This is a genomic window from Pseudoalteromonas sp. GW168-MNA-CIBAN-0100 (assembly GCF_040309225.1).
Taxonomy (GTDB): domain Bacteria; phylum Pseudomonadota; class Gammaproteobacteria; order Enterobacterales; family Alteromonadaceae; genus Pseudoalteromonas; species Pseudoalteromonas arctica.
In genome coordinates this window covers 1-354 of record NZ_JBEOOL010000244.1, presented here as the reverse complement: position 1 = coordinate 354, position 354 = coordinate 1, and the positions used below count along the sequence as shown (strand labels likewise).

Below are 354 nucleotides of genomic sequence, written 5' to 3'. Positions count from 1 at the left end.
TAGCAATGCAGTAACCACAGGACCTAATTCTCTGAGCAAACTCAGCGCAACTAAAGGGCCTAAGCTATCCTCTGCACCATAACCAACCAGCACTGTATAGCCTTGCAGCGCTAATACCATGCCAATAAACAACCCCGACACCACAATAATGAGCAACGATTGTGAGCCCACCATATAAAGCTGGCGAATGAGTAAGGGGGTGCCTTTTTTAAAGTTAGGTATGTGCACAAGTGCACCAAATAACATGTTCGCTGAGCGCCCTAGCGCTGCAAAACGACCTAGTGTTTTATGCCCTATTTTTTGCAGAAAATTCAACATCATTTATTCTCTCCAAGCAACTCATCTGCATATGTT

At 44.4% G+C, this 354-nt stretch carries 1 protein-coding gene; it reads right to left on the bottom strand.

The window, feature by feature from the left end; genetic code table 11:
- Positions 1 to 318 (bottom strand): ABC transporter permease (locus AAEY62_RS20940; protein WP_350636234.1); only part of this gene is annotated, 318 nt, incomplete at its 3' end.
- Between the last annotated feature and the right edge of the window lie 36 nt (positions 319 to 354).